The organism is Rummeliibacillus sp. JY-2-4R, assembly GCF_053847205.1.
The window spans coordinates 928,573-954,586 of record NZ_CM132623.1; the positions used below are offsets into that span (position 1 = coordinate 928,573).

At 36.5% G+C, this 26,014-nt stretch carries 22 protein-coding genes; 18 read left to right on the forward strand and 4 right to left on the reverse strand.

Annotated elements, in window-relative coordinates; translation table 11 throughout:
• The first annotated feature begins 78 nt into the window (after positions 1–78).
• From ACWV26_RS04295 to ACWV26_RS04335, 9 genes are all read left to right on the forward strand, one after another.
• Positions 79–960: an aspartate carbamoyltransferase catalytic subunit gene (locus ACWV26_RS04295; RefSeq protein ID WP_455897143.1), complete on the forward strand. Its 882-nt coding sequence runs from the start codon at positions 79–81 to the stop codon at positions 958–960.
• A 2-nt stretch (positions 961–962) separates the two neighbouring features.
• Positions 963–2,240 carry a dihydroorotase gene (locus tag ACWV26_RS04300; RefSeq protein WP_455898172.1) on the forward strand — a complete coding sequence of 426 codons (1,278 nt, stop codon included), beginning with the start codon at positions 963–965 and terminating at the stop codon, positions 2,238–2,240.
• On the forward strand, positions 2,237–3,340 hold the full coding sequence (locus ACWV26_RS04305) for a carbamoyl phosphate synthase small subunit (RefSeq protein WP_455897144.1): 1,104 nt from the start codon (positions 2,237–2,239) through the stop codon (positions 3,338–3,340). The genes ACWV26_RS04300 and ACWV26_RS04305 overlap by 4 nt, the downstream gene beginning before the upstream one ends.
• Positions 3,333–6,536 (forward strand): carbamoyl-phosphate synthase large subunit, encoded by a 3,204-nt coding sequence (gene carB, locus ACWV26_RS04310; protein WP_455897145.1) that lies wholly within the window; start codon positions 3,333–3,335, stop codon positions 6,534–6,536. The genes ACWV26_RS04305 and carB overlap by 8 nt, the downstream gene beginning before the upstream one ends.
• On the forward strand, positions 6,533–7,309 hold the full coding sequence (locus tag ACWV26_RS04315) for a dihydroorotate dehydrogenase electron transfer subunit (protein WP_455897146.1): 777 nt from the start codon (positions 6,533–6,535) through the stop codon (positions 7,307–7,309). Before carB ends, ACWV26_RS04315 begins: the two co-directional genes overlap by 4 nt.
• Positions 7,306–8,217, forward strand: coding sequence for a dihydroorotate dehydrogenase (locus ACWV26_RS04320; RefSeq protein WP_455897147.1), 912 nt, complete (start codon positions 7,306–7,308; stop codon positions 8,215–8,217). The genes ACWV26_RS04315 and ACWV26_RS04320 overlap by 4 nt, the downstream gene beginning before the upstream one ends.
• Positions 8,218–8,925: an orotidine-5'-phosphate decarboxylase gene (pyrF, locus tag ACWV26_RS04325; RefSeq protein ID WP_455897148.1), complete on the forward strand. Its 708-nt coding sequence runs from the start codon at positions 8,218–8,220 to the stop codon at positions 8,923–8,925.
• 2 nt (positions 8,926–8,927) lie between these two features.
• On the forward strand, positions 8,928–9,557 hold the full coding sequence (pyrE, locus tag ACWV26_RS04330; protein ID WP_455897149.1) for an orotate phosphoribosyltransferase: 630 nt from the start codon (positions 8,928–8,930) through the stop codon (positions 9,555–9,557).
• Between the two features lie 214 nt (positions 9,558–9,771).
• A complete protein-coding gene (locus tag ACWV26_RS04335) occupies positions 9,772–10,710 on the forward strand; it encodes a VOC family protein (protein WP_455897150.1) in 939 nt (312 codons plus the stop codon).
• Between the two features lie 48 nt (positions 10,711–10,758).
• Here ACWV26_RS04335 and ACWV26_RS04340 read toward each other — a convergent pair whose 3' ends face one another.
• From ACWV26_RS04340 to ACWV26_RS04355, 4 genes are all read right to left on the reverse strand, one after another.
• A complete protein-coding gene (locus tag ACWV26_RS04340; RefSeq protein ID WP_455897151.1) occupies positions 10,759–11,874 on the reverse strand; it encodes a Ger(x)C family spore germination protein in 1,116 nt (371 codons plus the stop codon).
• Positions 11,871–12,950, reverse strand: coding sequence for a GerAB/ArcD/ProY family transporter (locus ACWV26_RS04345; RefSeq protein WP_455897152.1), 1,080 nt, complete (start codon positions 12,948–12,950; stop codon positions 11,871–11,873). The genes ACWV26_RS04340 and ACWV26_RS04345 overlap by 4 nt, the downstream gene beginning before the upstream one ends.
• Positions 12,951–12,967: 17 nt before the next feature.
• Entirely contained in the window at positions 12,968–14,440 is a 1,473-nt protein-coding gene (locus tag ACWV26_RS04350; RefSeq protein WP_455897153.1) for a spore germination protein, read from the reverse strand.
• A 125-nt stretch (positions 14,441–14,565) separates the two neighbouring features.
• Positions 14,566–16,260 carry an Rqc2 family fibronectin-binding protein gene (locus ACWV26_RS04355; protein WP_455897154.1) on the reverse strand — a complete coding sequence of 565 codons (1,695 nt, stop codon included), beginning with the start codon at positions 16,258–16,260 and terminating at the stop codon, positions 14,566–14,568.
• Positions 16,261–16,598: 338 nt separating this feature from the next.
• On the opposite strand from ACWV26_RS04355, the gene ACWV26_RS04360 reads away from it, so the two are divergent.
• The 9 genes from ACWV26_RS04360 (at position 16,599) to rlmN (ending at position 26,007) form a co-directional block, all read left to right on the forward strand.
• Entirely contained in the window at positions 16,599–17,477 is an 879-nt protein-coding gene (locus ACWV26_RS04360) for a YicC/YloC family endoribonuclease (RefSeq protein WP_455897155.1), read from the forward strand.
• A 50-nt stretch (positions 17,478–17,527) separates the two neighbouring features.
• Positions 17,528–18,145: a guanylate kinase gene (gene gmk / locus ACWV26_RS04365; RefSeq protein ID WP_455897156.1), complete on the forward strand. Its 618-nt coding sequence runs from the start codon at positions 17,528–17,530 to the stop codon at positions 18,143–18,145.
• A 3-nt stretch (positions 18,146–18,148) separates the two neighbouring features.
• Complete coding sequence (gene rpoZ, locus ACWV26_RS04370) at positions 18,149–18,373, forward strand: DNA-directed RNA polymerase subunit omega (RefSeq protein WP_455897157.1); 225 nt, start codon at positions 18,149–18,151, stop codon at positions 18,371–18,373.
• A gap of 80 nt (positions 18,374–18,453) precedes the next feature.
• A complete protein-coding gene (gene coaBC / locus ACWV26_RS04375) occupies positions 18,454–19,659 on the forward strand; it encodes a bifunctional phosphopantothenoylcysteine decarboxylase/phosphopantothenate--cysteine ligase CoaBC (protein WP_455897158.1) in 1,206 nt (401 codons plus the stop codon).
• Positions 19,656–22,064: a primosomal protein N' gene (priA, locus tag ACWV26_RS04380; protein WP_455898173.1), complete on the forward strand. Its 2,409-nt coding sequence runs from the start codon at positions 19,656–19,658 to the stop codon at positions 22,062–22,064. Before coaBC ends, priA begins: the two co-directional genes overlap by 4 nt.
• Before the next feature lie 34 nt (positions 22,065–22,098).
• Entirely contained in the window at positions 22,099–22,599 is a 501-nt protein-coding gene (def, locus tag ACWV26_RS04385) for a peptide deformylase (protein WP_455897159.1), read from the forward strand.
• Positions 22,599–23,540 carry a methionyl-tRNA formyltransferase gene (gene fmt / locus ACWV26_RS04390; RefSeq protein ID WP_455897160.1) on the forward strand — a complete coding sequence of 314 codons (942 nt, stop codon included), beginning with the start codon at positions 22,599–22,601 and terminating at the stop codon, positions 23,538–23,540. The genes def and fmt overlap by 1 nt, the downstream gene beginning before the upstream one ends.
• Positions 23,537–24,910: a 16S rRNA (cytosine(967)-C(5))-methyltransferase RsmB gene (gene rsmB / locus ACWV26_RS04395; RefSeq protein WP_455897161.1), complete on the forward strand. Its 1,374-nt coding sequence runs from the start codon at positions 23,537–23,539 to the stop codon at positions 24,908–24,910. Before fmt ends, rsmB begins: the two co-directional genes overlap by 4 nt.
• On the forward strand, positions 24,910–26,007 hold the full coding sequence (gene rlmN, locus ACWV26_RS04400; protein WP_455897162.1) for a 23S rRNA (adenine(2503)-C(2))-methyltransferase RlmN: 1,098 nt from the start codon (positions 24,910–24,912) through the stop codon (positions 26,005–26,007). The genes rsmB and rlmN overlap by 1 nt, the downstream gene beginning before the upstream one ends.
• Positions 26,008–26,014 lie beyond the last annotated feature (7 nt).

Genomic DNA, 26,014 nt, shown 5'->3' on the forward strand with positions numbered 1-26,014 from the left:
TAAAGTATCATGTCAAATCCTTTCTTTTGCCTCCTTGTATTCCAAGGAGGCTATTTTTAAAAAATCAGGAGGCACATGATGAAAAATTTACTGTCAATGGAAGAAGTATCTAACGAGCAAATTCAAGCAATACTGAAACGCGCTGCAGAGTTTGAAGCAGGTGCTAAACCACATCTAGAGAGAGACTACTTAGTAGCTAACCTATTTTTTGAACCAAGTACAAGAACAAAGACTAGCTTTGAAACCGCTGAACGCAAAGTAGGTGCAACTGTCATCCCATTTGAAGCTGGATTTTCAAGTACTCTAAAAGGCGAGACATTATATGATACTGTCAAAACGTTAGAATCGATCGGCATGGATGCAGTAGTTATTCGTCATAAAAAAGATGCCTATTATGAAGAATTATTAGAGGGAATTAACGTATCTGTAATTAACGCTGGTGATGGGGCAGGACAACATCCTTCTCAATCTATGCTTGATTTATACACAATTTTCAAAGAGTTCGGGAAATTTGAAGGATTAAATGTTACAATTGCAGGTGATATTTCGCATAGCCGCGTAGCTAAATCCGATGTAACAGCACTCGAAAGATTAGGTGCGAATGTGAATTGTGTTTGTCCACCTGAATGGCAGGGAGAATACAAAGAATCTCATTCTGAATGGGGAGATTTGATCGGCACAAGCGATGTGATTATGCTACTTCGTGTCCAACATGAACGCGATGCAGCATACGATGGATTTACAACAGAAAGCTATCATGCAAAATACGGTTTAACTGTTGAGCGTGAAAAACAAATGAAAGACGGTGCGATTATTATGCACCCTGCGCCAGTAAATCGCGGAGTAGAAATTGATTCGTCTTTAGTCGAATGTGAACGTTCCCGAATCTTCAAACAAGTACAAAACGGTGTATTTGTGCGAATGGCAATAGTAGAAACCATCTTAAAGGAGAGAAGATAGTGATGACCAAACTCATTCAAAATGTACAGTTAGTTGACGCGAAAGGGTTACTAACAGTAGGCGAAATCTTCATTGAAGATGGAAAGATTTCAGCAATTGGTGAAAATTTAGGATTGCAAGCAGACGAAGTAATCGATGGTAAGGGCTATGTTGCTTCACCAGGTTTTGTTGATGTTCATGTTCATTTACGGGAACCAGGATTTGAACATAAAGAAACAATTGCAACAGGTACTGCTTCAGCTGCAAAAGGTGGTTTTACAACAATTTGCGCAATGCCAAATACAAAACCAGTACCAGATTCAGTTGAAAACTTGCAATTGATTAATAGTTTAATTGAAAAAAGTGCTACTGTTCGAGTTTTACCATACGGCTCATTAACAGTTGCACAATCTGGAGATGCTCGCACAGATTTAAAAGCATTAAAAGAAAATGGCGCAGTTGCTTTCTCTGATGATGGAGTTGGAGTGCAAAATGCTGCAACTATGTTTGAACAAATGAAGGATGCAGCTTCGATTAACATGGCGGTTGTAGCTCATTGCGAAGATAACTCACTCATTTACGATGGGGTAATGCATGATGGAAAGCGCAATAAGGAACTTGGCCTACCGGGTATTCCTTCCATTTGTGAATCTGTTCAAATTGCACGTGATGTTCTTTTAGCAGAAGCAGCAGGAGCTCACTACCATGTGTGCCACGTATCAACAAAAGAATCCGTACGAGTTGTGCGTGATGCAAAAGCGGCTGGCATTAATGTGACTGCAGAAGTATGTCCGCACCACTTGCTGTTAGAAGAAATGGATATACCAAGTGATGACGCAAATTGGAAGATGAATCCACCTCTACGAGCAAATGATGACTGGCAAGCATTACATGAGGGACTCCTTGATGGAACAATCGATTGTATCGCAACAGATCATGCGCCACATACAAAAGAGGAAAAATGCTGTGGCATGGTTGGTGCACCGTTTGGAATCGTAGGTTTCGAGACAGCATTTCCATTACTATATACTCAATTTGTCAAATCAGGTAAATGGACATTACGACAACTGATTGACTGGATGACAGTTAAACCAGCAAAACTCTTTGATTTACCTTATGGAATATTAGAAGTAGGATCATCAGCTGATATAGTACTAATCGATATAGAAAAAGAAAAGTCTGTAAATGCAGAAGATTTTGTATCTAAGGGTAGAAATACACCATTTAATGGCTGGAAAGCAGTTGGTTGGCCAGCACTAACTATCTACAATGGAAATATCGTATGGGAGGATGCACAATGACAACAAGAAAACTCATTTTAGAAACAGGCGAAGTATTTGAGGGACAAGCTTTCGGAAGTGACAAAGGATCAGATGGTGAAGTCGTATTTACTACTGGTATGACTGGTTACCAAGAAACGATTTCTGACCCATCATTCTGTGGTCAAATTGTTACGATGACCTATCCACTAATCGGAAACTACGGTATAAACAGAGATGACTTTGAAACCATTTCACCAGCTATCAAAGGTTTTGTCGTTCATGAATTAGCAAAAGCTCCATCTAATTTCCGTAATGAAGGAACGTTAAACGATTATTTCAAATTAAAAGACATTCCAGGAATTGAAGGTATTGATACAAGAAAACTTACTCGATTAATTCGAAGTGTTGGTGCAGTAAAAGGATATTTATCTGCAGCAGGAGAGGAAGTAAATGTAGAAGAAGTGGTTGAACGTTTGCATAATACGACTTTCCCAACTAATCAAGTAGCGCAAGTATCTACAAAAGCAGCCTATCCATCACCAGGTCGTGGTAAACGCGTTGTATTAATGGATTTCGGTATGAAGCATGGTATTCTTCGTGAGCTAAACAAACGTGACTGTGATGTCATTGTTGTACCATATAATACAACAGCAAAAGAAGTACTAGCATACCATCCAGACGGAATTATGTTATCTAATGGACCTGGGGATCCACTTGATGTACCAGAAGCAATTGAAACTGTTAAAGAACTAATCGGAAAAGTCCCAATGTTCGGCATTTGCTTAGGACATCAATTATTTGGACTTGCATGTGGTGCAAAATCATTCAAATTGAAATTCGGTCACCGCGGTGCGAACCATCCTGTAAAAGATCTTCGCACTGGTCGTACAGAGTTAACTTCTCAAAATCATGGTTATGCAATTGATAGCGACTCACTTGAGGGAACAGATTTAGAAGTTACTCATATTGCATTAAATGATGGCACGTGTGAAGGATTACGCCATAAAAAACACCCAGTATTCACTGTGCAATATCATCCTGAAGCATCACCAGGACCTGAAGATCCAAACCACTTATTCGATGAATTCATTGAATTAATGAATAGCAATACTAGAGAGGAGTCTTTACAACATGCCTAAACGTCACGATATTAAATCCATTTTAGTAATTGGTTCTGGTCCAATTGTAATTGGCCAAGCAGCTGAATTCGACTATGCAGGAACTCAAGCTTGCTTATCTCTTAAAGAGGAAGGGTACCGAGTTATTCTGATTAACTCAAATCCTGCAACGATTATGACAGATACAGAAATTGCAGATACAGTGTATATCGAGCCAATTTCCCTTGAATTTGTCTCACGTATTTTACGAAAAGAACGTCCGGATGCCATCCTTCCAACACTTGGTGGGCAAACAGGATTGAATATGGCAATCGAGCTTCACAATTCTGGAATTCTAGATGAATTAGGAATAGAAATTCTTGGTACAAAATTAGAGGCAATTAATCAAGCTGAGGATCGTGACTTATTCCGTAATTTAATGTATGAATTGGATGTCCCAACACCTGAATCAGAGATTATCCACAATTTGGAAGAAGCTGAGAGCTTCGTAGAGAAAATTGGCTATCCAGTAATCGTACGTCCTGCTTTCACACTAGGAGGAACTGGTGGTGGTATTTGCTACAATGAACAAGATCTTCACGAAATTGTTTCATCTGGTTTGAAATATTCTCCAGTAACACAATGTCTACTAGAAAAATCAATTGCAGGATTCAAAGAAATTGAATATGAAGTAATGCGTGACTCAAAGGATAATGCCATTGTTGTATGTAATATGGAAAATGTCGATCCGGTTGGAATTCATACAGGTGACTCGATCGTAGTTGCTCCATCACAAACATTATCTGACCGTGAGTATCACATGCTTCGAAATGTGTCACTTAAAATTATTCGTGCACTAGGCATTGAAGGTGGATGTAATGTTCAATTAGCTCTAGACCCTAATAGTTTCAACTACTACATTATCGAAGTAAACCCTCGTGTATCGCGTTCATCAGCGCTAGCTTCAAAAGCAACTGGCTATCCAATTGCAAAACTTGCTGCTAAAATTGCTGTCGGCTTAACACTTGATGAGATGCTTAACCCAGTAACTGGTAAAACATATGCGTGTTTTGAACCAGCACTTGACTATGTTGTAGCGAAAATTCCACGTTGGCCATTTGATAAATTCGAAACAGCTAAACGTAATTTAGGTACACAAATGAAAGCAACAGGTGAAGTAATGGCAATCGGCCGTAACTTTGAAGAAGCAATTCTAAAAGCCGTTCGTTCTTTGGAAACAGGTCATAAACATATTTCAATGAAAAATGCAGAAGATTTAACAGATGCATGGATTGAAAAACGAGTGAAAAAAGCGGGAGATGAACGTCTATTCTTCTTAGGTGAAGCACTTCGCAGAGGTGTGACAATCGAGCAAATTCATGAATGGAGTAAAATCGATTTATTCTTCTTGGATAAATTCAAAAACATCGTTGATTTTGAAACAACTTTAAAAGAACATCCACAAGATTTAGAAGTCTTACGTCAAGCAAAGAAATTAGGATTTGCTGATGAAACAATTGCTAAACTGTGGGGTATGAAATCAGAAGAAGTATATGACTACCGTAAAGAAAATGGAATTATCCCAGTTTACAAGATGGTAGATACATGTGCAGCAGAATTTGAATCAGAAACTCCATATTTCTACGGCACTTATGAAGATGAAAATGAATCGATTCGTTCAGACCGTGAATCTGTCATTGTATTAGGATCAGGGCCAATTCGTATTGGACAAGGGGTTGAATTTGACTATGCAACTGTACACTCAGTTTGGGCAATTCAAGAGGCTGGGTACGAAGCAATTATTATCAACTCAAATCCTGAAACTGTATCAACTGACTTCTCAATCTCAGATAAACTTTATTTTGAACCATTAACAATAGAAGATGTTATGCATATTATTGAGCTTGAAAAACCTCTTGGTGTTGTCGTTCAATTTGGTGGACAAACAGCTATTAATCTAGCAGATAAATTAGAAGCACGCGGTGTGAAAATATTAGGTACTTCACTTGATTCAATTGACCGTGCGGAATCACGTGACCGCTTCGAAGAAGCACTTCATGAATTAGGAATTCCTCAACCAATGGGGAAAACAGCTACAAATACACCTGAAGCAATCACAATTGCAGAAAGTATTGGCTACCCAGTACTTGTTCGCCCTTCATACGTACTTGGTGGACGTGCAATGGAAATTGTCTATAATACGGAAGAATTAAAACATTATATGGAAAATGCTGTTGAAGCATCTCCAGAACATCCTGTATTAATCGACAGATACTTAACAGGTAAAGAAATTGAAGTAGATGCCATTTGTGATGGTGAGAATGTTTTAATCCCAGGAATCATGGAGCATATTGAACGTGCAGGAGTTCACTCTGGTGACTCAACGGCTGTATATCCTCCACAAAATCTATCAGAGAAACATATTGAAACACTAGTAGATTACACTACTAGACTAGCAAAGGGTCTAGGAATTATAGGGTTAATGAACATTCAATACGTTATCTCAAAAGATGTTGTTTATGTGATTGAAGTAAACCCTCGTGCATCACGTACAGTACCGTTCTTAAGTAAAATTACGAATATACCAATGGCAAATGTGGCGACAAAAGCAATCCTTGGTCAAACGATTCCACAACAAGGATATAGTGTAGGATTAGCTCCTGCTAAAGAAGGCGTATTCGTAAAAGTACCAGTATTCAGCTTTGCAAAACTCCGTCGTGTCGATACTACATTAGGACCTGAAATGAAATCAACAGGTGAAGTAATGGGAAAAGATAGCACACTTGAAAAAGCATTATATAAAGGATTTGTAGCAGCAGGTATCAAGATTAAAGACCACGGTTCAGTATTAATGACTGTAGCAGATAAAGATAAAGCAGAAGCAATTGAACTTGCAAAACGATTTGTTGAAATCGGCTACTCCATTCTTGCAACGCCTGGAACAGCGCAAAGCTTGCAACAAGCTGGGATAAAATCAACAATTGTTGATAAAATCGGTTCTAATGGTCCGACATTGCTTGATGTTATTCAAAAAGGTGAAGCACAATTAGTAATCAATACACTTACAAAAGGTAAACAACCTGCTCGTGATGGCTTTAGAATACGTCGTGAGTCAGTAGAAAATGGCATTGCATGTCTAACTTCTCTTGATACTGCAGAAGCCATTCTACGAGTAATTGAATCTATGACATTTACATCAAGTGCTATGCCAAAAGCAGAGTTAGAGGTGCACGCATGATCATCCAAGAAAAAATGAAAGTTGTTCGTCAAAAACAAATTGCAGACGATATTTACGAGCTGACCTTAATTGGTCAGCTTGCACTTCAAATGAAACAACCAGGGCAATTTGTACACATTCGTATTTCAGATAGTTATGAACCACTACTAAGAAGACCTATAAGTATTTGTTCAATTGATCCGGAACACATGGAATTTACGATGCTTTATCGTGCAGGAGGTCGAGGAACAAAGCTACTCGCTTTAAAACAACCTGGAGATGAAGTAGATGTATTAGGTCCATTAGGAAATGGTTTCCCCGTTGAAGAGGCTACTCCTGGACAAACCGCATTGCTAGTAGGAGGGGGAATTGGTGTACCTCCGTTATACGAGCTTTCAAAACAACTAAATGCCAATGGTGTTCATACCATCCACGTTTTAGGTTTCCAATCTGAATGCAATGTCTTTTATGAAAATCAATTTAATGAACTTGGTGAAACTTATATTGTCACTGCAGATGGTAGCCATGGCTCAAAAGGTTTTGTGACAGATTTATTGGCACAGCGTAATCCTGAATTTGATGTTTTCTATAGCTGTGGCCCCATTCCAATGCTAAAAGCATTAGAGCAAAGCTATCCCGATAAAAAAGGTTTCTTATCATTTGAAGAGCGAATGGGCTGTGGCATAGGTGCTTGTTATGCTTGTGTATGTGATACGACTGATGCAGTAGAACAAGATTATGTAAAAATCTGCTCTGATGGCCCAGTCTTTCCGAGAGGAGTGCTTGCACTATGAATCGATTACAAGTTGAATTACCAGGTTTAACACTAAAAAATCCAATTATACCTGCATCTGGCTGTTTTGGATTTGGTCAAGAATACGCGAAGTTATATGACTTATCAAAACTTGGCGCGATTATGATTAAAGCGACAACTTTGGAAACACGTAGAGGAAATCCAACTCCTCGTGTAGCAGAAACATCGTCTGGTATGTTAAATGCAATTGGCTTACAAAATCCAGGGTTAGCGCATGTAATGGAGTATGAACTACCTTGGCTAGAACAATACGATGTACCAATCATTGCAAATGTAGCCGGGACTGAAACTGCTGATTATGTTGCAGTCGCAGAAAAAATCTCAACAGCAAAGAATGTATTGGCATTAGAATTAAATATCTCATGTCCAAATGTAAAATGTGGTGGGATCCAGTTTGGAACGGATCCAAAAACTGCTAGCGAACTTACAGCTGCAGTCAAAGCTGTATCAAGTGTCCCTGTATATGTAAAATTATCTCCAAATGTTACAAACATAGTAGATATTGCGAAAGCAGTAGAAGCAGGCGGGGCAGATGGCATCACAATGATAAATACATTGATTGGCATGCGACTTCATCCCAAAACAGGGAAACCAGTTATCGCAAATGGAACTGGAGGATTATCAGGTCCTGCTGTAAAACCTGTTGCCATTCGAATGGTTTATGATGTAAGTAAACAAGTGGATATTCCAATCATTGGTATGGGTGGTATTTCAAATGCAGAAGATGTTATAGATTTCTTATCTGCAGGTGCAAGTGCAGTAGCAGTAGGCACTGCAAACTTTGTAGATCCTTTTGTATGCCCAAATATCATTGATGAATTACCACAAAAGTTAGATGAATTAAATTGTGAATTTATAACAGACATCATCGGAAGGAGCCATCGATAAATGACAAATAAGCCAATCATCGCATTAGACTTCCCCACAGAAGAGAACGTCACAAACTTTCTCTCACAGTATCAAGAATCACTATTTGTGAAAGTAGGTCTAGAACTTTATCTTCAAGAAGGTCCTTCTATTATAAAAAAAATAAAAGAACAAGGACACGAAGTATTTCTAGATTTAAAACTGCATGATATCCCAAATACGGTTAAATCTGCAATGCGTGGTTTAGCGAAATTGGGCGTAGATATTGTCAATGTACATGCTGCAGGTGGAAGTACAATGATGAAAGCAGCGCTAGAAGGTTTACAAGAAGGCACTCCTGCAGGAAAGAAACGTCCAAGCATAATAGCTGTTACACAATTAACTTCAACTAGTGAAGAACAAATGCAACAAGAACAACGAATAGAAACAACACTAGAAGAATCCGTTTTAAACTATGCAATATTAGCAAAAGAATCCGGACTTGATGGAGTAGTATGTTCGGTCTTAGAGGCTAAAGCTATTGAAGAAGTTTGTGGAAAAGAATTTTTAAAAGTAACGCCTGGCATTCGCCTATCTGGAGGTGCTACGCATGATCAAAAACGTGTGGCAACACCTGCATTTGCTAAGGAAAATGGCTCAACACATATCGTAGTAGGACGTGCTATTACGCAAGCTGATGACGTAGTAGAAGCATATCATACAGTACAAGCACAATGGGGAGGACAATAAACATGACAATACAAAAAGACGTAGCACAAGGATTATTAGAAGTAGGCGCAGTTACTTTAAGTCCAAATGATTTATTTACTTGGGCATCGGGTATAAAATCTCCAATATATTGCGACACACGACTAACAATCTCTTATCCAAAAGTTCGTAAAATTATCGCAACAGGTCTAGCTGAATTGATCAAAGAAAACTTCCCTGAAACGGATGTTGTAGCAGGAACAGCAACAGCAGGTATACCACATGCCGCATGGGTAAGTGATATCTTAGAATTACCAATGGTATATGTACGTTCAAAACCAAAAGATCATGGCCGTGGCAATCAAACAGAAGGTAAACTTCAAAATGGTCAGAAAGTAGTCGTTGTAGAAGATATTATTTCAACAGGTGGTTCAAGTATTAATGCGGTAGAAGCACTTCGTCGTGAAGGTGCAGAAGTTTTAGGTGTTGTCTCCGTTTACTCTTACATGCTACCTCGTGCACAAGAAAACTTTGATCAAGCAGAAGTACCATACAAAAGCCTATCAAATTTCGAAGCATTAGTAGAAGCTGCAAAAGAAACAGGTGCGATTGATGAATCAGATATCCCTGGTCTACTTCAGTGGCATGCTGATTTGAAAGCAGGAAAACTGTAAGATTAATTTTGCAAAAATAATAAAACGAATCATAGGACCTTTTGTGAATTTTTACAAAAGGTCCTTTTAAATTGCTTAATAACAGATGTTTAAAGAATGTAACAATTGGATATAGAACATGGGGAAAATAAAAAGTTGTTATATTTTCAAATATATAATAAAATTATATAAAACCTATAGAAAAACTATGCATTAATGAGAAAGAGGTTTATAAATGACTGAACAATTAGAAGAATATTTACCACAATATACATTAGATGCAGCTACAACAGTAGAACGTGTAGTGTTAAAAGTAATAGATTTAGCAAGACAAATAGCGTTTTACGAACAAGTTGTCGGCTTATCTGTAATTAGTAAAACCGATGACTATGCATTCTTAGGGGCAAAAGATGATTCAAAAGTACTTTTAGAATTACGCAAAACTGCTGAAAAATTACAACCTGCTAAAAGTACAGGTCTATTTCATATTGCATTCCTTGTGCCAACTAGAGAAGCGTTCGCTACCAAATTCTTCGAAATTTTACGCAATAAAAATACAGTAGACAGTCCTTTAGAACAATCAGATAGATATCCACATTTTGAACGAATGATTCCAATCGCTAAACTTGATAGTGCAAGTGATCATGGATATAGTGAAGCATTCTATATATCTGATATTGAAGGAAATGGTATCGAAATTTATGCGGATCGTCCAAAAGATCAATGGGATAAACATCCTCAAGGTAGTCATCCACTTAATTTTAAAGAGCTTGCTCAACTTGCGGAATTTGATACAGATGGTAAGTTGCCAAAAGGTACAACAGTAGGTCATGTGCATTTACGCGTTGATGATTTCGATGAAACATTAGCATTTTATGAACAAGTATTAGGCTTTGAACCTCAAGTTGTTTTAGATGATGTTTTCTTTATATCAGCAGGTGGGTATCATCACCATATTGCTGGTAATACTTGGTCAGGAAACAACGTTGCTCGCCCCCTTGCTATGCATAGCGGATTGCAAGAAGTACAATTTCAACTCCCAACCAAGAAAGCTTATTATGAGCTGAAAAATCACGTGAAACAATTTGTCCAAATGCAGGACTTAGAAAATTATTTTGCGGTTATTGATCCAAGTGGTAATCGGCTAGTATTTTTAATAGGTGCAGTTGAATAAAAATTAAAAGAGTGCGAACCAAAAAAGTTCGCACTCTTTTTTGAAAAGTTATTTTAATGTTCCAGTACTTAAAATCGATGAGTCGACATGAACATCTACTTTAACTTTTTTGATTAAATCTACTGTCATTTGTTGTGTCCACTTACCATGATAATGCATTCGGAAATTATCGGTAAAACCAATTGGATCGATTTCCTTTTCCTTAACTTTACCTAAAAATTCGAGAATTTCTTTTTCCACTTCTTTATTTACAGCATTTTCAAGGATGGCTAAATTCCTGGGATTATCGATTTCATTTTGCATTTCCCCTTTATACTCGGATAATAAGCCTTTTAATTTCAATGTAATCTTTAGCTTTGGTGATGATAGGTTACGGTTTGGTGTTGCCCTGATATTAGCTTTAATTAAATCAAGCATAACTTTTCCTTTTATTGCCTCTAAATTCAATTTGACGGGAGCAAGATTTTTCTTTCCTTGTAAAGCTTGAATGATAACAGCTTCGGATGGGGAGATTGTATCAATCATCTTATCATTTTTGAATAATGCGACGCCTTCAATTTCGATGTGTTCGCCTTTTTTCGCTATCACCGGAAGAATGGGATCATAAACTTTACTCGTAGATGTAAACATAAAAAAGTGGATATTTGTATTGGGATTAAATGCGGTAGTCATAGAAGGCTGTAGGAGATCCTTTAAATAATAGATAACGTTTTGTTTATCAGGATAATTCCCTTTGATTATATCTTCTGCACTTCCCTTTACAACAGCTATATAAGCTCTGTTCCCAACCTCAGCTTTTCTATAAAGATATTCAATAATTTTGCGCATATTCGTTTTCCGAGCGAACTCCTCATTAACTAGAATTACACGCAATTGATTGAGCACCACTTTTTTTTCGGACATTCTTCCAACTTTCACAATACCATTTGAAACTAAATCCGTAGTAACGGAAGAAATCTGAACGTTTTTTTTCACATTAGGTGAATATTGCGGAACAGCAACCGTTAATTTCATTTTATTATCTTCCAAATAATCGAATGACATAACACCTACCATTGCTTCATCTTCAATTGGAATTCTTGATCGATTCGATGATTCTTGTGAGCAGCTCACTAAAAGGGGAATCATCAAAAGTAAAAGAACTAAAAACAGTTTCTTTATCACGATTGCATCCCACCTTTTCGAAGTAAATAGATCAGGCATAAGAACACAGGCCAAATGACGATAGTGTAAGAAAGTAGATCTGTAATATCAAAAATTCGTTCTTGCAAGCTTCTACTAAATGGTATTTTTATGATGCAAAAGATGATAATCACCATTAGATAATAATAGAATGTTTGACGTTTTGAAAAAAGGCACTCTATTCCCTTTTTTGCGGACCAAAAGTATAGTGTTACCGTTGTAAGAATGAGGAATACCCATAGTGTAATGCCGAATATATCAATACGTTCTACAAAAGAAAATCCACCTGCTTTAAATAAATTTAAAACAGGAAACTCAACATGTTTTAGCTGCCAGGGAGAATTATATACGACAGATGTTGCTGTTGTGGCAAAGTATATAAGTGTACTAATCCAAATACCAATTGTGCCATGTTTAAATGCTTTTTTTTGATCCTTGATATTCGGAAAGTAGAACATCATTAGTTCAAATCCAAGCATACTAACAAAACCATTTTTAAACGCATGATAAAATTCTGGTCCCGTAAAGTTAAACAAAGGAAGGAGATGTCTCATATCTCCTTGTTGTAATCCCCAAGACAAAAAGAAAATCATTGGAATCGTTAAAAAGAAAGTGAGTATACAAAAACGTGCTATTGTTAAAACACCGCCATTGACAATATAAATAAGCAAAAGCAGTAGTACGAATATCGGAGCAGTGGTAGTTTGAAGTGGTAGTGCGGTACTCTGAATGAGATGCATGTAGTTATTAATAATCCCTGCTATAAAGAAAAGGTACACAACCACGATGTAAATATTGATAATTTTCCCTATAAACTTGCCGAGTAATTTTTCATTAATTTGAAATATGTTGTCATTTGGAAATCTCCTAAGGAGCCAAGTAATCATCCAAAAAATAACAGTTGCTATTAAACCAAACAATAGTGGAGCAAACGCTTGACTGATACCCAGGGGACTAAGCAGTTGCGGAAGTGTGAGCAGTCCCACTCCGACCATTGAACTTTGTACCAAAAAAATAACGTGATATTTATTAAGGATTTTTTCTTCTTTAGTAGTCACCTAATAACATCTCACTTTCATTCTGGTTTTTTACTTTCTTGCGCTTTCGAGACGCCGGTCTTAAATCTTAAAAACGCAATTGGAAAGCGAATAATATTATTTAATAAATCAGTCGCTTTTCGCGGAATAACGGGTGCCATATATTCTTCACCTAATGATTTGACGCGAAGTAAATGAGTCAATACCCAAGCAAAGGCAAGCATCTGGCCAAATAATCCAAAAAATCCTGCCGAAACAATGAAAATATAGCGTACGAATCGACTGGAATTACTCATTAAGAAAATAGGTGGCAGGAAGGAAAGTAAAGCGGATGTGGCCACTAATACAATCAAGAAATTACAAAATAATCCCGCTTGTACTGCTGCCGTTCCAATAACAATACCTCCTACAATACCGATTGTTTGACCTACCTTGGTCGGCAGCCTCGAGCCAGCTTCCCTTAACACTTCGATAATGAGCTCAATAAATAATACTTCACCTAGCGGGCTAAACGGGACTCTACTCCTAGATTCCTGTAAATTCATTAAGAGTTCATAAGGTAAAATTTCAGGGTGAAAAGTTAAAGCTGATATATAAGTTGGCGTAATAATGATCGTTAAGAAGAATCCCATGAACCTGAGAAAACGAAGTAATGAAGCAGTTGTCCAGCGGTTATAATAATCTTCCGAAGAAATGAAAAATTCAAAGAAGGTTGTCGGACAAACTAGTGCATAGGGGCTATTATCCATTAATACAACAATTCTTCCATCTATTAAGACCTTGTTGATTAAATCAGGTCTCACAGTCAAATAATATTGAGGAAAAGGAGAAAATGGATTATCTTCAATTAATTGCTTCAACATTGAAATATCCAAAAAAGTCGGAAAATGGACATTATCTAACCGCTTTTTTAAACGCTCTAAATGATCTTTATTTGCAATATTATCCATGTACATCACTGTCATTTTAACCGGAGCATCATCCCCCATGATTCGATCTTCATTTTTTAAATGAGAGTTCCGGATACGTCTTCTAATTAAAGAAATATTGGTTTCTAAGGATTCTGTAAATGTATCTTGTGGTCCAATAACAGTTGACTCTGTTTCTGAATTGGTGATAGTACGTGTAGGAGCACTATAGGTCTCAATAATTAGTAAATTATTCGTTTGATGGAAATATAAAAGGGATTGCCCAGCATTTAATTTATTTAAAATATTTTCAGTATCCTGCAGCTCTATTTTTTCACCTATTTGGTAGATTTGATTGATATGATTGGTTAAAGGAATCATTATGGTTGACTGCATGACCAGTTTCTCTATAAGTGACTTAGAATAGATGACAGTAACAGTTCCCTCAATCGTTTGAACTTTTTTAAAAGTAATATCATTCACGTTTTTAGTTAGTTCTTTTATCTTCTCAATCGTAAAATCTTCAGGTATACTTTGTATATTTTGTTCAGCTTTAAATGGGGATAACTTACCATCTGTGGTACGAGCTAATCTATATTTCATGATTATCTACCACGCCTTTCTTCATTGATTACCTTAATGTGCACATATTTCCTTTTAATATGCATAAAAAGGCAAAGAAAAAGACCAGAATTTTACCTGTATCATAAGGTTCTGGTCTTTTTGAATTAATCTTTTTTTAATTTCATAACGAGTTCTTCATCAGGCGTTACATAAATTGTTTTTTGTTCAAAATAGATAACAAATCCGGGTTTTGCTCCATTTGGCTTTTTCACTTGGCGAACTTCTGTGTAATCAACAGGCACTGATGAGGATTCTCTAGCCTTACTAAAATATGCAGATAAGGTTGCTGCTTCAAGCAGTGTTTGGTCATCAGGGTTGTCGTCATGTATGACCACATGGGATCCTGGTATATCCTTAGTGTGCATCCAAATTTCATACCTTTTAGCAAGTTTAAATGTTAAATAATCGTTTTGTTTATTGTTCTTGCCAACTGAAATCCGAATACCTGAAGAGGAGGCAAATTCTTCTGGCGCCGGTTTTGTAGGTTTTTTTCGGCGCTTGGAAGCTTTCATCTTCATAAATTCTTGTTCTGCTAACTCCTCACGTATTTCCTCAATATCATGTGGTGAAGCTTGTTGTACTTGTTGTGAAAGCATTTCGAAATATGCTAAATCTTCATCAGTTTTATCGATTTGTTGTTGCACCATAATAAGTGCATTTTTTGCTTTATTGTATTTTGTGTAATAGCTTTGGGCATTTTCAATGGGTGTTTTACGTTCGCTTATTGGAATTTTTACTTGTGCACCATTTTCATCATAGTAATTTGTTACGATTACTTCTTTTTGTCCCTTTTCGAAGTTATAGAGATTGGCCATTAATAATTCACCAAAAAGTTGATATTGGTCTAAATTGGATGCGTGATTTAAGTCTTTTTGGAGCTTTTTCAATTTTAATTTCAACTTACTAATTTCATTTTGTAGCCATCGCTCTAAATCACCTGCTTGCTGCTTTACGCGGTCTCGTTCAGCTCTTGCAAAGAAAACGCGGTCTAGTAAAGTGCTCAAAGTAGGATAAATTGTAGGCTTTCCTTCTAAATGAGTTAAAGCGATAGGGGAAAATTGAGTTTTCCCGTTTACTTCGATATAAGTAGGGTTACTTCCACCGTTCTTAAATTCATCTATAAATATTGGAAATAAATCACTAGCAGATTTCCCATTTTGTTTCACGCGATATAAAAATTCGTTGGCATGAAGTGTTGAAAATCCTGTGAAATGTTGGACCAATTCTTGTGCTGTTTTTTCTGTATCAAAGAATGTCTGTAACTCTTCGTAGGAAGGATTTACAGGATTTACTTTGTCTTGAGCTGGTGGTGCTACATATTGTTGGCCTGGTAAAACAGTACGGTAACTGTTCACAGTTGGTGGTAAGTGTTTTAAACTATCTACGATTTTTTGTGTTTCTTTTTCTACTAAAATCAGATTACTATGTCGTCCCATTATTTCAGCGTGTAATTCTCGAATAATCGGATCGCCGATTTCATTTTTACTTGAAATTGTTAATATAATAATACGGTCGCCATCAATTTGTTTAATCGATTCGATAAAGCCACCTTCAATATGCTTTCTAAGTAACATACAAAACATTGGTGGTTCGGCTGGATTTTCAACAGCCTGTTCAGTTAAATGTACGCGTGCGTAAGATGAATGTATTGAAAATAATAATTTATTGTTACTACCATTCGCTCGAATTGTTAAGATTATTTCTTGTGCATTCGGTTGATGCACTTTTGCAATGCGACCAGTAACAAGTTGTTGCAGTTCTTTGGTCATTGCTAGTGTAAATAAGCCATCATATGCCATATGTAATTCCTCTTTCAAAGCGTTTTGTTCTATCTTATCATTTTTTATTGCAAAATTGAAAAACGTTGAATTTTATTATGCAAATTTAGCTTTAATTTACGAACAGGAGATGCCATCTGCTGGTTTATAGTCATTTTTTATTTTTTTATGGTAATAAACTGTAAAAATATGGAGAGAATTAAGTCTGTAAAATTAAAAATTTTCTTTCTTTTATAAAAAGACAACAAAAAAAGGATTTTTAGCGTACAATGGAAAGATAACCAGTTAATCATTATACGCAATAACGTATATCTTATGCTATACTTATGGATAGTATGCAAAGAAGGATGTGACTGACCTTGGTGCGAAGTATGACTGGATTTGGCAGGGGTGTCACGACAACGGATCAAGTACAAATAACCGTAGAAATCCGTTCAGTAAATCATCGGTTTCTAGAAGTATCTACGAAGTTTCCGAAAGATTGGACAGAAGCGGAAAGTTTTGCGAAAAAAGTACTCTCTACTAAAGTAGCTAGAGGAAAACTCGATGTGTCCGTCTATGTGAAAGAATTAACGCCGCTTGGACAAGTAGTAAAGATTAATTGGCCGCTTGTCAATGCCTACAAACAAGCAAGAGAAGAGTTAAAACAACAACAAATTCCACTCGAAGAAAATTGGTCAATGTCAGAAATTTTACAACTTGAACAAGCTTTGATTATGGAAGCAAAAGAACTTCCAAAAGAAAATCTTTTAAGTGCAGTGGAAAAAGCAATCAATGAGGCAGCAACAGCTCTTATTCTAATGCGAGAAAGAGAAGGTCAGGAACTACTAGAAAAAGTAACGGGCTTTAAACAATCATTAGAAGAACAGATTGCGATTATTCAAAGTGTTTCTCAAAATGCAGTAGAAAAATATCGTCTAAAACTTGTAGAACGTATAAAGGAAATAAGTGAAGCAGATAATTTAGAAGAGCGTATTTTGACAGAGGTAGCAATTTTTGCGGAAAAGGCAGATATTGCGGAAGAATTAGATCGTCTAGCAAGTCACTTTAAGCAATTAGACGAAACACTAAAAGAAGATACATCAATTGGTCGAAAACTTGACTTTTTGATGCAAGAAATACATCGAGAAATTAATACAATTGGTTCTAAAAACCAATCAGTTGAAGCAGCAGCTACTGTTGTTCAAGCAAAGACAATATTAGAGAAAATGCGAGAACAAGTTCAAAATATTGAATAATAGCATCAATTAAAGTATGATTTATTATTTGGAACGATGAGGGAGAGTTAATGAGAAGAGAACGTGGATTATTGATTGTTTTATCTGGTCCATCAGGTGTTGGAAAAGGCACTGTGCGTAAGGAATTATTCTCACAACCAGATACGAATTATGAATACTCTATTTCTATGACTACTCGTAAGCCACGCGAAGGAGAAGTCGATGGCGTAGATTATTTCTTTAAAAGCAAAGAGGAATTTGAGGCATTAATCGAACAAGGTAAATTACTTGAATATGCACAATATGTAGGTAATTATTATGGAACACCTATTGATTACGTTAATGCAACATTAGATGCAGGTCGAGATGTTTTCCTTGAAATTGAGGTACAGGGAGCTGCACAAATTCGTGAAAAAGTCCCAGATGGCTTATTCATTTTCCTTGCACCACCTAGCCTTTCAGAATTGCAACAACGTTTAGTAGGTCGTGGAACAGAAACCGAAGAAGTGATTGCAACTCGTATAGCTGAAGCAAACAAAGAATTGGAAATGATGAATTTGTACGATTATGTCGTAGAAAACGATGAAGTACAATTAGCATGTGAACGTGTTAATGCGATTGTTTTAGCTGAGCATTGTAGACGCGAACGTGTAGAAAAACAATATTTAGCCATGTTGAGAGGAGAATAATAGATGTTATATCCATCTGTTGACGTATTAAAAACAAAAATTGATTCAAAATATTCACTTGTAAGCCTTGCTTCTAAAAGAGCCCGTGCAATGCAAGAAGGAAGTCCACAACTATTAAATTCATATGTTTCTTATAAAAACGTAGGAAAAGCACTTGAAGAAGTAGCTGCAGGTGTTCTTACAAAAGAAGAACAAGATGAAACACAAGTTTATGAAGATGAAATTTAACCTATTTGATTGACTAAAACGCTGTAGCTCCCAGAGATTTCTTCTTTGGGGGCTTGTGTTGTTTCGAGAGGATGTAAAACATGATTGCAAATAAGAACATTTTACTTTGTGTCTCTGGCGGGATCGCAGTTTATAAAGCAGTTGCACTTGTTAGTAAGCTTACACAAGCAGGTGCTCATGTAAAAGTAATAATGACAGAATCTGCAACCCGTTTTGTTGCCCCATTAAGCTTTCAAGTCATGTCAAAACATGATGTATATATAGATACATTTGATGAAAAAGATTCAAGCGTCATCGCACATATAGATTTAAGTGATTGGGCTGATCTAGTCATTGTAGCTCCAGCTACAGCGAACATAATTGGCAAGCTAGCAAATGGCATTGCTGATGATATGGTCACAACTACATTACTTGCAACAACAGCAAAAGTATGGATTGCTCCTGCTATGAATGTTCATATGTATGATCATCCTGCAGTTAAACGAAATATAGCACGTTTAGCAACAGACGGCTATGAATTTATAGAACCTTCCGAAGGCTTTTTAGCTTGTGGATATGTGGGAAAAGGCCGTTTAGAAGAACCAGAGAAAATCGTATCATTAGTTAATGAATATTTTACGCCGAAAACACTTCCTTTAACTGGAAAGAAAGTGGTGGTTTCTGCTGGGCCGACTCTAGAAAGAATTGATCCTGTAAGGTATTTATCGAATTTTTCCTCAGGGAAAATGGGTTATGCCATGGCTAGGGCAGCACAAAAACTTGGAGCAGAAACTATATTAGTTTCAGGTCCTGTATCACTTACTCCGCCAGCTGGAGTAAAACTAATTGCTGTCGAAAGTGCTGAAGAAATGTTGCAAGCTATTTTACAAGAATACGATTCTTCAGATATCGTCGTAAAAGCAGCAGCAGTAGCAGATTATCGTCCTAGAAATATTCAAACTCAAAAAATGAAAAAACAACCTGGTGATGCAAAAATTGAGTTAGAGCGCACAACCGATATTCTACTTACATTAGGTGAAAAGAAAAAAAATCAACTTTTAATTGGTTTTGCTGCAGAAACAAATGATGTATTGGATTATGCTAAAGGTAAATTAAAAAAGAAAAACGCAGATTATATTATTGCAAATGATGTTTCAAAATCGGATCGCGGTTTTGGTACTGATTCAAACACTGTTACATTAGTAGGGAAAGAAAATTTTTTAACATCATTTGATTCACTTCCAAAAGAGGAACTTGCAATTAAATTATTTGAGACCATTTTAAAAAGAGAAGGTTTATGGCAATGATTGCCCAAGTCATAGTCGATGTCTCAGCTTATCCAGTGGATAGGCCATTTGATTATGCAGTTCCTAAAAACCTTGAAGAGTTAGTAGAGTTAGGCTGTCGAGTGAAAGTACCTTTTGGACCACGGAATGTTCTGGGTTTCATAACAGCATTAAAAGACGAAACAGATGTACCAATAAATAAGCTTAAAAGTATTGCGCAGCTTTTAGATATAGAACCTGTGTTAACAGAAGAAATGTTAGAGTTAGCGAAATGGATGACGGAACATACTTTATGCTATGAAATTGATGCATTGCAAGTAATGTTGCCATCAGCAATGCGAGCAAAATATGAAAAATCTATTTTGCTTAAGACAGATCTGTCTAATTTACCGGATGAACTACAAGCTTTATTTGGTAAAAAAGAAATGATTCCATATAAAAAGGTTGAAGCGGCTAATCTACTAAAGCCGCTTAAATATTGTATGAAGCAAGGATTTATAGAACAAAAAACGATTGTTAAACAACAGGGGCAAGTTAAAGAAGTGCGCAAATTGAAAATTTTAGAGGATACGCTAAAATTACAAGAAATTGCTTCTTCTATTTCAAATAGAGCAAAAAAACAAGCCCAAGTTGTAGATTGGATGGTACATCATGCTGGCGAAGTGTTCATACCACATGAACTTTGTGAGCAATTAAATATAACACAAGCTGTTTTAAATGCGGTTGTTGAAAAAGGAGCGGCAAACTATTTTCAAGAGGAAGTTTATCGCGACCCATTTTCAAAAGATGCAAAGAAATCTACAGCACTTGATTTAACAGATGAGCAGAGTGTTGCATTAACGCAAATAATCGATTCTATGAAAAGTCAGAAGTCTACCACGTTCTTATTACATGGTGTAACAGGAAGTGGTAAGACAGAGGTATATTTACAGGCTATTCAAAAAGCGATAAATCACGGTCAAGAAGCAATTGTATTAGTACCGGAAATTTCATTAACACCTCAAATGACTGAACGGTTCCGAGCTCGATTTGGAGATTTAGTAGCAGTCATGCACAGTGGATTATCAAAAGGTGAAAAGTATGATGAATGGCGGAAAATTGACCGTGGAGAAGTAAAAGTTGCTGTTGGTGCTAGATCTGCCATTTTCGCTCCTTTTACAAATTTAGGATTAATTATTTTAGATGAAGAGCATGAATCTACGTATAAACAAGAAGATACACCGCGATATCATGCTAGAGATGTGGCCATTTGGCGTAGCCATTTTCATAATTGTCCAGTGATATTGGGGAGTGCAACGCCATCTCTTGAATCATTTGCACGTGCAAAGAAAAACGTCTATACATTATTAACATTATCTAAAAGAGCAAAGCATCAATCTCTTCCTGCAGTGCAAGTAGTTGATATGCGTGAGGAACTTCATAATGGGAATCGTTCAATGTTCTCTACTGCATTGACTGAAGCCATTCAAGCAAGACTTGAAAGAAAAGAACAAATGGTATTATTTTTAAACCGTCGTGGGTTTTCTTCATTTGTTTTATGTCGAGATTGCGGAACCGTTATTCAATGTAAAAACTGTGATATCTCGATGACTTATCATCGATCTACGGAAAGGTTAAAATGTCATTATTGTGGATATGAAGAGCATGTTCCATCAGAATGTCCAGAATGTCACAGTGAACATATTCGATTTTTCGGTACGGGAACTCAAAAGATTGAGGCTGAAATTCATAAAGTCTTTCCTGAAGCAAGAGTGTTACGTATGGATGTCGATACAACTAGACAAAAGGGTGCGCATGAACGCATTCTAGAGGATTTTGGTTCCTTTAAGGCAGATATTTTGTTAGGCACTCAGATGATTGCTAAGGGACTTGATTTTCCAATGATTACGTTAGTAGGGGTACTAAGTGCAGATACTTCATTAAATTTACCTGACTTTCGTGCAGCAGAAAGAACTTTTCAATTATTAACGCAAGTTAGTGGACGAGCTGGACGCCATGATTTACCTGGTGAGGTTATTATTCAAACATATACACCGGAACATTATGCAATTCAGTTATCAAAAGAGCAACATTACGAACCGTTCTATGAGCAAGAAATGGCAATGCGTCATAAGTTTGCCTATCCACCGTATTTTTACGTAGTACTTATTCAAGTTTCCCATGAAGATGTTATGATGGCAGCTGAATATGCAGGAAAAGCAATGGATTGGTTAAAATTGAAACTATCAAAACAAGTAGGATTGATAGGCCCTACAGCAGCATCCATTAGCCGAGTCCAAAATCGATATCGCTATCAATGTTTGATAAAATATAAAAAAGAACCGAATTTGACGGAAACATTACAACAACTAATTCGGATTTATCGTACGGAATGGATTAAAAAAGGAATTCAACTATCTGTTGATTTAGATCCTTCATCCATTTAATTTATACTTTATATGTTTAGAAAAGAGGTCCAAAATGGCATTATTAGAAATTGTAAAAAACCCCGCAAAAGTATTAGAAACGAAGGCGGTTGAAGTAACCACATTTGATAAGAAATTGGCACAATTACTTGATGATATGTATGAAACAATGGTAGAAAATGACGGAGTAGGAATTGCCGCTCCACAAGTAAACAAAAGCATACAAGCTGCAGTAGTAGAGCTTGGAGAAGAGCGTGACGTGTTAGAACTAATCAATCCTGTCATTGTTGCAAAATCTGAGGATACAGATGTAGATATTGAAGGCTGTTTAAGTTTCCCAGATTTATATGGGGATGTTGAACGCCCTGTATATGTAAAAGTACAAGCTCAGGATCGTAATGGCGAATTGTATGAATTGGAAGCCTATGATTATGATGCACGAGTTATTCAACATGAAATTGATCATTTACATGGAATATTATTCGATAAAAAAATAACAAAAACCTACACATTAGAAGAAATAGAAGCAATGGTTGCAGAGGAGGATGAAGAATAATGATCTCGATTGTCTTTATGGGAACACCGGATTTCTCTGTACCTGTCCTAAAAATGCTTCACGAAGAAGGCTATGATATTAAAGCTGTAGTCACACAACCGGATCGTCCAGTTGGTCGCAAACATGTATTAACTCCACCTCCTGTAAAGGCTTGTGCAGTAGAACTTGGATTGCCTGTTATTCAACCTGAGCGTTTAAAGGGCTCTAAAGAACTACAAGAAATCATTGATTTAAATCCTGATTTAATTGTCACTGCTGCATTTGGTCAAATCTTACCAAAAGAACTACTAGATACCCCAAGACTTGGTTGTATCAATGTCCACGCATCATTACTTCCAGCATATCGCGGTGGAGCTCCCATTCATCAAGCTGTCATGGATGGACAAAAAGAAACTGGCGTTACCATTATGTATATGGCCGAAAAACTAGATGCTGGAGATATTATTTCACAACAATCCCTTCCAATTGAAGAAGAGGACTATACAGGTTTACTATTTGAAAAATTAAGTATTGTAGGTCGTGATTTATTAAAAGAAACATTACCTTCTATTATTGAGGGAACTAATCAACGTATTCCTCAAGATGATTCGAAAGCAACTTTCGCACATAATATTTCTCGCGACCAAGAGCGCATTGATTGGTCAAAAAGCAATACAGAAATTTATAACCAAATCCGCGGTTTGCATCCATGGCCAACAGCTTATACAACGCAAAATGGACAAAACGTAAAAATCTGGTGGGCAAAGAAATCAACTGCTACGCATAACGAAAAACCTGGTACAGTCATTGGAATCTCTAAAAAATCCTTCACAGTTGCAACTGGTTTTGGTCAAGCAATTGATATTCTAGATTTACAACCATCCGGTAAAAAACGTATGGAAGCTGTCAATTACTTAAATGGAGTAGGGTCAAAATTACAGATTGGGGATCATTTTGAATGAGTAAAAAGAAAAATGCAACACCGATTTGGAATGGAAATGTACGTGATGCAGCGCTAACCATTCTGCTTGCTGTTGAAAAACAACAAGCTTACAGTAATTTGCTATTACACCAAACAATAGAGAAATATCAAATAGAGACAAAAGACCGTGGTCTACTAACAGAGATTACGTACGGTACATTACAATATAAAATGACGCTAGATTATTATTTAGAGCCCTATATTCGAGGGAAACTAGAAGATTGGGTACGCTGTTTGTTGCGTTTATCTTTATATCAAATTGTATTCTTAACGAAAATCCCTGACTTTGCAGCAGTAAATGAAGCGGTTGAAATTGCAAAACATAGAGCAAGACACAGAGGAATTAGTGCTACTGTAAATGGAATTCTACGTTCTATAATACGTGATGGAATTCGTGACACAACAGAAATTACTGATGATGCTAAACGTTTAGCAATTGAAACAAGTCATCCCGAATGGCTAGTGCGACGTTATATTGATGGCTTTGGAGTAGAAAAAACGACTGAAATGTTATTTGAAAATAATCTACCACCTATTCAAACAGTGCGTGTTAATACGACAAAAGCTACTGTAGAAGAAGCGCTACGCAGTTTATGGGATGATCAATTTTCGGTGAAGCGGAGTACTGTAATGCCAGAATGCTTACACATTCTTGAAGGGCAAGCAGCTCGTTCTACAGCGTTTAAAGAAGGTTTAATTACAATCCAAGATGAAAGTTCTATGTTACCAGCTAATGCATTAGAAGTTCATCCGGGTATGAGAGTTTTAGATATGTGTGCAGCTCCTGGTGGTAAAACAACGCATATTGCTGAAAAAATGCACAATAATGGGGAACTTTTTGCGACAGACTTGCATCCTCATAAGATCAAGTTAATACAACAAAATGCAGAGCGTCTTGGTTTATCAATCATACAGGCGCAAGTGTTAGATGGAAGAAAAGCAGATGAAGTCTTTGAGAAAGAATCATTTGATCGTATTTTAGTTGATGCTCCATGTAGCGGACTGGGTGTTATACGTCGTAAACCAGATATAAAGTACACAAAAAAAGAAGAAGATTTTGATTCCTTACAAAAAATTCAGCTTCAATTATTAAATACTGCATATACTTTATTAAAAAATGAAGGAAAAATGGTTTACAGTACTTGTACAATTGATAAAATGGAGAACAATGGTACTGTTGAAGCCTTCTTACAGGGACATCCTGATATGGAATTATCTCCAGTTCAAAATGTACCAGAACGCATGCAAACACTTAAAACAAAAGGGATTATGCAAATTTTCCCACAAGATTTTGGTAGCGACGGCTTTTTTGTTGCTGCTTTTAGAAAAAAAGGAGGATCCACAAACTAATGGATCAGGATATAAAAACAGTTAAAGTAAAAAAAGAAAAACCACAGCTTCGTGAATCAATTTATTCATTATTGCCTAATCAACTTCAAGACTGGCTAAAAGAACATGGTGAAAAACCATTTAGAGCAGGTCAAATTTTTGATTGGCTATATAACAAACGCGTCAAGAGTTTTGATGAAATGTCAAACCTTTCAAAAGATTTACGTGAAAAATTGCAACAAGAATTTGCATTTAGTACATTAAATACATTAGTCAAACAAGAATCAAAAGATGGTACAATCAAGTTTTTATTCCAATTACAGGATGGATTTTCAATTGAAACTGTATTAATGGCACATGATTATGGGAATTCTGTATGTGTAACTACTCAAGTCGGCTGTCGAATTGGATGTACTTTCTGCGCATCTACACTAGGAGGATTAAAACGTCACCTACTACCAGGTGAAATAGTTGAACAGGTAGTTAAAGTTCAACAAGCTTTAGATGAAAAAGACCAACGTGTAAGCTCAATCGTTATTATGGGAATTGGAGAACCATTTGATAATTATGATTCGATGATGCAATTCTTAAAAGTCGTTAATCACGAAAAAGGATTAAATATCGGTGCACGCCATATAACTGTTTCAACAAGTGGTATCATTCCGAAAATCTACAAATTTGCAGATGAACAATTGCAAATCAATTTTGCATTATCACTTCATGCTCCTAACCAAGAATTACGTCAACAATTAATGCCGATTGCCAAAGCTTACAAACTTCCTGAATTAATGGAAGCAGTAAAGTATTATACTGAAAAGACAGGACGTCGTATTAGTTTTGAATATGGTTTGTTTGGAGGTGTCAATGACTCAGTTGCACATGCAGAAGAATTAGCAAAGCTTGTTAAGGCTATAAAATGTCATGTCAATTTAATCCCGGTAAACTATGTACCTGAACGTGACTATGTTCGTACACCAAGAAATAAGATTTTTGAATTTGAAAAAACATTAAAAAATCATGGTGTTAACGTTACAATCCGTCGTGAGCACGGTTCTGATATTGATGCAGCTTGTGGTCAATTGCGTGCTAAGGAGAGAAAAGAAGAGACAACACACTAATGAGGTG